This window comes from Streptomyces sp. NPDC101234 (assembly GCF_044767525.1).
In the GTDB taxonomy this organism is placed as follows: domain Bacteria; phylum Actinomycetota; class Actinomycetes; order Streptomycetales; family Streptomycetaceae; genus Streptomyces; species Streptomyces sasae.
The window spans coordinates 1-7,402 of record NZ_JBIWOA010000097.1 but is presented as its reverse complement, the minus strand read 5'-3'; the positions used below and the strand labels follow the sequence as shown (position 1 = coordinate 7,402).

Genomic DNA, 7,402 nt, shown 5'->3' with positions numbered 1-7,402 from the left:
GGATAGCCGTCGCGGATGAGCCGGGAGGCGACCCCGTTCCAGCCGGAGGCGTCGGCGAACGCGCCGTGCACGAGTACCACGGTGGGCTTCTGGCCACTGCCACTGCCACGGCCACGGCCGCTTCCGGTGTGTGCCTGCGCGGCGGGCGCGTCGAGTGCGGCACCCACCACGACCGCGGCGGATCCGGCCAACAGCCCCCGGCGAGTTGTCGTCATCGGTGTAAACACCCTTCGATATCCGGTGTTCTCAGTGGTGATCGCGGGTCAGCGTAGAACCGGTCACTTGACGACAACTGAACGGAAATCCGGGCGCCTTCCAGAGGCCGCTTCACGATCGGTTCCGTTGCCGGAATACGCGTCGGTGAATTACCCGTCGGCGAAATCGAGGCGCAGGCATTCTGCCGGCAGGCCGGACGCGGGCGGCCCGCCTCCGCGCCGAGTGCCCGACCTCTCATTCGGGCGAGGGCACCGTCGGTCGGCGTCCTTCTCGCTGTGCGTGCGTACCGGGACGGACTTTACGGACAGTGGAGCACTGTCCGCGGACGGTCCACGCCGCGTCAAGTCGAGGGCGCCAGTCTTTCGGTGTGCGGCGGCGTCGATGCCTGCCGGGCCGCTTACCTCACTGACGCGATGACTTTGAATGCCCAAATCAGCCGAAAGGGGCAGGACTCACCCTATATGAGCCCAGTGCAACCGTTCCGGAGAATCGTGACCGGCCATGACGCGTCCGACCGTGCCGTGATCACGCAGGACGCACCGCCGACCCGCGTGGTGGAGATCGGCGGGCCTGGTGGCCCGATCTTCTATGAGGTGTGGAATACACGCCAGACGCCGGCCGTCATCGACCGGCGGTCGGGTGAGCCGGCGGAGGAGGGGCTGGTGCTCGGGCCTCCCGAGCGCGGTACTCGCATCCGGGTGATCGACTTCCCGCCGGAGGACGACCGGATCCGGAACCTGACGGGGGCCGAGGCGGCCGAGAAGTTCGGGGAGATGGGCGGTGCCGACGCCGCACGGTCCGCTGCCGACGCCCCGCATCCGTTGATGCACCGCACGCAGACGATCGACTACGGGATCGTCATCGAGGGCGAGCTCACGCTGGTTCTCGACGATGGCGAGACCGTCGTGCGCACCGGAGACATCGTGATTTAGCGCGGCACCAACCACGCATGGTCGAACCGGTCGGCTGCGAACTGCCGGGTCGCCTTCGTACTCATCGACGGCCAGTACACCGACGGACTCTGAGGAGGCGCATCGTATGCGTATTCGACCCATCCCACCCGGTGAGCTCAACCCTCAGCTCCGCGAGGTGCATGACGGCATCGCCGGCCTCGTCACCGAGGAGCAGGACCGCGTCGTCATCCTCGACGACGACGGCGCGCTCGTCGGGCCGTTCGCGGCGATGCTGCACTTCCCCACGTTCGGGGTTCCGGCTCTGTTTCTGCAGCGGGCGGTCGCGGCCGAGGCTCGCCTCGATCCCGTCGTTCGCGAGGTGGCGATCCTCACCGTCGGCGGCGCCTATGGCGCCCGGTACCTCCTGTACGCACACGAGCAGACGGCAGATCAGGTCGGACTTCCGGCGGCACAGATCGCGACCTTGGCGGCCGGCGGGCGGCCCTCCGGGCTCAGTGACGAACAGGCCGTCGCCCACGACGTCGCGATGGCGTTGACCTCCGGGCGCATACTGCCGGACTCCACGTACGACCGGGCCACGCAGTTGCTGGGCCATGACGGGGTCGGCGAGCTCGTGTTCCTCATCGGCAGCTACTGCCTCATCGCGATGGTGCTGAACTGCTTCGACGTGCCGGTCCCCGGTCAGGAACCGGCAACCGCCCAGCAATGACGACGACAAGGTGGCTGCCGACGATTGCGGCGTTGCGGGTCGTCGCCTCGTAGCGCTCGGGGTCGAGGCGCGGAGGTATGGGCATCGGCGGGGGCCGTCCCCGTATCCGGCCGGTTACGGGGACGGCCCCCGCCGAGCCGAGGCACGGCGACGGGTCCGGGATCGTGACGAACGCCGGGCTGTCGCGAGATGCCCGTGCTCTGCGCCCCGGCTCCATCGAGCGGATCGGGTCGGATCAGGCGGTGACGGGGCAGCCGACTCACCGCGACGAGCATCCACGCCGGCTCCGCGGCGGGCACGGGCACACGGGCGCGGAGCGCGCCAATGCCCCCGGTGCCGCCCGGTGGTCGACGGTGCTCCGGCATGCGTCGGGCGGTGCGTGCGGGCGCAGTGCGGTCCTCGCGAAGTGCGTGGAGCCGCCGTGCCGTGTGCGTCGGCCGGCCTCGCTCACCGGCAGCGGGCGTCGTGAACGCGGATGCGGGGTGTGCTGTCCGCGAGCTCCGCCAGCAGTTCCTCGGCACGGCGTGCGAACAGGTGGGCCTCGCGCTCGACGGACAGTGCGTGCGCCCGCTCGGCCACGGCCCGGAGGGGGGCGACCGGCTCGCCGCGTGCCTGCAGCACCCGTGCCCGGAGCAGAAGCAGCAGGCTTTCGGCGTAGCGCTGGCCGTACGTTTCGACGGCCCAGTCCGCCCGGTCGAGCGCTGCGTCGGCCTCGTCCAGCTTTCCGGCCGCCAGCCACATCTCGCCGAGGAGCCCGTACCAGGTGGCCAGGCCCGAACGTGGCGGGTCGGAGAGCGACGCGACGATCAGGTCCTGCGCCTCTGCGGCCGCGCCGGCCGGGTCCTCGCCGGTCACGGCGCGCGCCCAGCACCGGGCGAGCCGTTGGTAGCTGCCGAGGAAGCCGAACGAGAACCCGGGGTCCGCGGCGATCCCGCGCTCGGCCGCGCGCAGTGCCAGCACGGGGTCCCCGATCAACGCGGCGACCCGTGCGGAGTAGGTCGCCCAGACCGTGATCACGTAGGGATCGTCTCCCGCGGCGGCCTCCATCGTGCCGAGCAGGGCCAGCGCCGCGTCGGTGTCACCGTGCAGCGCGGTCATCATCGCGAGCATCCCGCCCCCTATCAGCCGCAGATCGCGCCGGAGCGGGTCTTCCTCCTGATGGGCCGGGTCGCCCAGTACGGTCCAGTTGGTCCGGCTCAGGTACCGGAACGCCTCGCCGATGTTGCCGAGACCCCATTGGTGGATGCCCCAGGCGTACCGGCCGTAGGTGCGCACGACCGGGTCGTCGGACGCCTCGCCCTGCTCCAGCAGCCGGCGGCCCAGTCGGCCGGCGCGGTCCAGTTTCATGCCTTGGGCGTACGCGGCCCAGCGGGAGTAGAGGAAGTCGGCGGCCTCCCGTTCCCGGTCGAGTACACGGGAAAGGTGTTCGGCCCGTTCCAGCAGGTCGACCGCTGAACCCACGTATCCCGCCCGCATGCCGTCCACCGCGGTGAACAGTGACAGGGCGGCCAGCTCCAGCTCCGCCAGGCCCGCTGTCCGGGCCACCTGCGCGGCCGAGTGAAGCCGGCGCGCGGCTGCCTCAAGAGCCAGTTTGGCCGCCGCGCAGCGGCCGGCGCGGACGAGCGCGGTCGCCGTTCGGGCCGGATCCGCGAGGGGGCCGGCAGACCACAGGTGGTGGGCGAGGCGCTCGGCCACCAGTTCGGTGTCCGCAACCCTGTGCTCCAGGGCGTCGGCGATCAGCAGGTGCAGTCGGGCCGCGCGCGGTGGCGGTATGTCCTCGGCCACCGATTCGCGGACCAGGTCGTGCAGAAAGCCGAACGAGTAGGGGTCCTCTGGCAGGGGTTCGAGCAGGCCGAGCCCTTCGCACGACTCCAGGCGGTCCAGACACGTCTGGTGGTCCAGACCGGCGGTGCGGGCAAGGAGAGCGAGGTCGACGGTACGGCCGATCAGCGCGGCGATCCGCAACAGGCCTCTGGCGTCGGCCCCGAGTCCGGCCATCCGGTCGCGAACGACATCCCGGACAGTGGCCGGTACCGCGGTCCGGGCCGCGGTGGCCTCCGTGAGGACATCGCCGTCGGCGAGCAACCGGGACAGCTCGCGGACGAAGAAGGGGTTGCCGGCGGTGCGGGTGTGGATGAGGCGGGTGGCGCCCGGTCCCGGGTCCTGCCCCGTCTCACGGCGGACGAGTCCGGCCACCTCGGCCGGGCCGAGCGGGCCGAGCGGGATCCTGCGGTGACCGGGCAGCCGACTCGCCGCGGCGAGGATCCGCCCCAGTTCCGGGCTCGGCGCGGGCGCACGGTCGCGGAGCGCCCCGATCACGGCGGTGCCGCCCGGCAGCCGAGCCATCAGGTGACCGAGCAGCTCCAGCGAGGTGGCATCGGCCCACTGAAGGTCGTCGACCATGAGCACCACAGGCCGCCGCGCCGACACCTGACGGACGAGCCCGACAGCCTGCTCGAAGAAGCGGAACTGGACGCCGCCGTCCGGCAGCACCGACGTCGTGTGGCCGTCGCCGCGCGGTGTCACGAGACGACCGAGTTCGCCCGCCTGCCAGTCCCCCCGCGCCGCGGCCGGCACGTCGTCCAGGAGCGCGTTGACGACCTGCGCCCACGGCCACATCGACGGTGTGCCGTCCCCCGGCAGGCAATGGCCCCGGACAACGAGCGCGCCACGCCGGGTCGCCTCGGCGCCGGCCTCCTCCAGCAGACAGGTCTTGCCCACTCCGGGTTCTCCTTCGACGAGCACAAGCCCGGTCGATCCGGCGAATGCCGAGTCCACCGCATGCCGTACCACCGCCAGTTCCTCGGCCCGGCCGACCAGGCGGTCGGCGGTCGGCACCCCGGTGGTGGGTGCCGCCACCCGTTCACAGGGCACTTCCTCAGCCGGTGCCCGTTCCAGCACACTCAGGTGAGCGGCCACCAGTGCCGGGCCGGGGTCGACGCCCAGTTCTTCGGCCAGCCGGGCGCGGACCGTCCGGAACACCGACAGCGCCTCGGCCGGCTGGCCGGCGGCAGCCAGGGCGGCGATGAGACTCGCCTGCACTCTCTCGTGCAACGGCGCCACCCGGGCGGCCATGTGCAAGGACTGGAGCACACGTTCGGGCCGGCCGAGCCTTGTCGCCAACTCGGCCGCCGCCACGCAGGCGTGGCGGAACTCGTCGTCCAGCCCGGCGAAGATCGCCATACCGGTCGAGCCGTAGGCGATCCCGTCGCCGGCCGAGCCGTGCCAGAGCCCCACCGCCTCCAAGTACCCGTCGAGTGCCGCGACGAGCCGCTGCTCCGCGACGCCGCCCTCGGCCGCATCGACCAGCTCACGGAACCTGACGACGTCCAGCGTCCCGGGGGCGGCCACGAACAGGTACGCGCTTCCGCGACGCTGCAGGTACGAGCCGGGTTCACGCGCGGGCAACGCCGGCTCCAGCAGCCGCCGCAGCGCGCCGACGTACTTCTGGAGAATGTTGACCGCCGAGGCCGGGACGTCCTCGGCCCAGATCAGGTCGACCAACTCGCTGATGCTGACCGGCTCGCCCGCACGAGCGAGGAGAACGGCGAGCAGATACGCCTGCTGCGGAGGACCGGCGTCCAGTTCCACACCGTCTCGCCAGACCCGTAGCGGACCGAGCACCTGCAGACGCAGGGACGCGTCGGAGGAGGCCATTCCTTCTTCCATTCCCAGTCCCGGGTCGCCTTCGCTGCCATCCGTTGCCCGTGGTGACGAAGTCACGCGGCGGGGGAAGCGACCGCTGCTGACTGCCGGCCGGAAGGGCAGCGCAGACGACCAGGGGCGACAGGTGATCGCGGCAGGTTCTGTGGCCGGGCAACGCGCCCAGTACCACTGGAGTGGACAGGCTGGAGGCAGCAGCCGTTGTCCGTCGTGCCGTCGACGGGACGGCGTGGACGCCGACCGCGGCCGGCCCGTCCTACCGACCGATCACCAGGTCCTCGGTGGGCAGTGTCTGGCAGGCCAGCCGCCAGCCCGCCGCCAGCTCGTCGGCGGAGAACATGCCCCGGTCGTCGGTCTCGTGGGCGCCGGAGAGCACCCGCACCCGACAGGTACCGCAAGCGCCTTCGCCGCACGACTGGGGCAACGCGACGCCGACGGCGTTGGCCGCGTCGAGGACCGACTGCCCGGGGGGACACGGGAACTCCGGGGCGCCGCCCTCCGTGCCGATCATGAACTCGGTGACACCGGCCGCCGCCGCGGCGACGGCGATGGCGTGCGCCTTCTCCCGGCGGGTCTCCTTGCTCCGGCCCGACACGAACGCCTCGGTACGGATGGCCTCTCGCGGCACCCCCAGTTCCGTCAGGCAGCCGATCAGGTCCTGCATCATGGGCGCCGGCCCGCACAGGTGCACACGGGTCGTCGGGCCGGCATGGGGCAGTAGCTCGTCGAGACCGATCCGTCCGGTTCGGTCGGTCGCGAAGACCGACACCTCCAGCCCCGGCAGCCGGGAGCGCAGCGCTTCGATCTCCGGCCCGAACACCACCTCGTCCTCGGTCCGGTGGCTCGCCAGCAGAACGATCCGCCCCGTGTGACCGGCGTCGGCGGCCGCGAGCAGGACGCTCATCAGCGGGGTGATCCCGACGCCCCCGGCGATGAGCAGGAGGGTGTCCGCCGTGCCTTCCTCGCTGCCCGGCTCCCAGGTGAACTCGCCGTGCGGGCCGCTCACCCGCAAGGCCAGCCCGGCCTCCAGTTCCTCATGCAGGAATCCGGAGCCCAGCCCGTCCGGCTCGTGCTTCACGGCGATCTCGACGAAGCCGCTCTCCCCGGGACTGCTGCAGATCGAGTACGACCGTTCGATCGGCTCGACGGCGACGGGCAGGTCGACCTTCACGTACTGCCCGGCGGCGAACGAGAACGGCATCGTGTCCCCGTCCAGGGGTTCGAAGCGGATCCTCCGGACCGTCGGGGTCAGCACCTCGATGCCGGCCACACGCAGATAGCCCTCCCAGGGCGTGGCCGGATCCCGGGTCGTCCCGCCGGAACGGATGGCCTGCCACATCGTCCCCATCTGCCGCGGTTTCAGGACGGCGTTCGCCGCCATCAGCCCGCCCGCCAGCGCCCCCACCACACCGGACCCCCAGGCGTCCTGCCCGGCAACGAAGAGACCCTTGACCGGAGTACGGCAGCCCGCCCGCGCCGAACGCAACCGCTGGGGAGTCGCCGCGAGTCCGTAGAACGATCCCCGCACGCTGTGCTGATAGGTCTCGAACGACAGCGGCGTCGCCAGCTCGGCGAAAGCGATCGTCTCCCGGAAGCCGGGCCAGCGTTCCTCCAGGCGGGCGATCAGCCGTCCGGTCAGTTCGTCCTTGAACTTGCGGTAGCTGTCGGGCCGTTCGGTCTCGGGCGTCCCGCGCCACTCGTCGACCACCTTCGGATCGACGAGTTCCAGCAGCTCCACCGTGTGGAAGCGGGCGGCCGGATTGTTGAGCGACGCGAACGACACGTACAACGTGCCTTCCCCGGGAAGGCGTTGGACGCCGTCGTGGTCGTCGAGATCCGGCATGAACCAGTGGTTCTCGCCGCGCAGCCCGAACTCGGCCGGCGAGCGGTCCAGTCCGAG

Annotated in this window: 4 protein-coding genes and 1 pseudogene; 2 read left to right on the top strand and 3 right to left on the bottom strand. The window is 71.5% G+C overall.

From position 1 onward, the window contains the following. A pseudogene (locus tag ACIRR9_RS55735) lies at positions 1 to 215 on the bottom strand (alpha/beta hydrolase); the annotation flags it as partial. Positions 216 to 707: 492 nt separating this feature from the next. Between ACIRR9_RS55735 and ACIRR9_RS55730 the strand changes: the two are divergent. Both ACIRR9_RS55730 and ACIRR9_RS55725 read left to right on the top strand, forming a co-directional pair. After that, positions 708 to 1,148: a hypothetical protein gene (locus ACIRR9_RS55730; RefSeq protein ID WP_403769714.1), complete on the top strand. Its 441-nt coding sequence runs from the start codon at positions 708 to 710 to the stop codon at positions 1,146 to 1,148. Positions 1,149 to 1,254: 106 nt separating this feature from the next. Next, positions 1,255 to 1,839 (top strand): carboxymuconolactone decarboxylase family protein, encoded by a 585-nt coding sequence (locus ACIRR9_RS55725; RefSeq protein WP_403769711.1) that lies wholly within the window; start codon positions 1,255 to 1,257, stop codon positions 1,837 to 1,839. Between the two features lie 447 nt (positions 1,840 to 2,286). Here the strand turns inward: ACIRR9_RS55725 and ACIRR9_RS55720 are convergent, their stop codons facing one another. Continuing rightward, positions 2,287 to 5,496 carry an ATP-binding protein gene (locus ACIRR9_RS55720; protein ID WP_403769708.1) on the bottom strand — a complete coding sequence of 1,070 codons (3,210 nt, stop codon included), beginning with the start codon at positions 5,494 to 5,496 and terminating at the stop codon, positions 2,287 to 2,289. A gap of 262 nt (positions 5,497 to 5,758) precedes the next feature. Further along, a partial coding sequence (locus ACIRR9_RS55715; protein ID WP_403769705.1) for a 2Fe-2S iron-sulfur cluster-binding protein occupies positions 5,759 to 7,402 on the bottom strand: 1,644 nt, incomplete at its 5' end.

Excerpts from the sequence above, each read along its gene's own strand:
- ACIRR9_RS55725 (WP_403769711.1), top strand. The coding sequence starts at position 1,255 with ATGCGTATTCGACCCATCCCACCCGGTGAGCTCAACCCTCAGCTCCGC.
- ACIRR9_RS55720 (WP_403769708.1), bottom strand. The coding sequence starts at position 5,496 with ATGGCCTCCTCCGACGCGTCCCTGCGTCTGCAGGTGCTCGGTCCGCTA.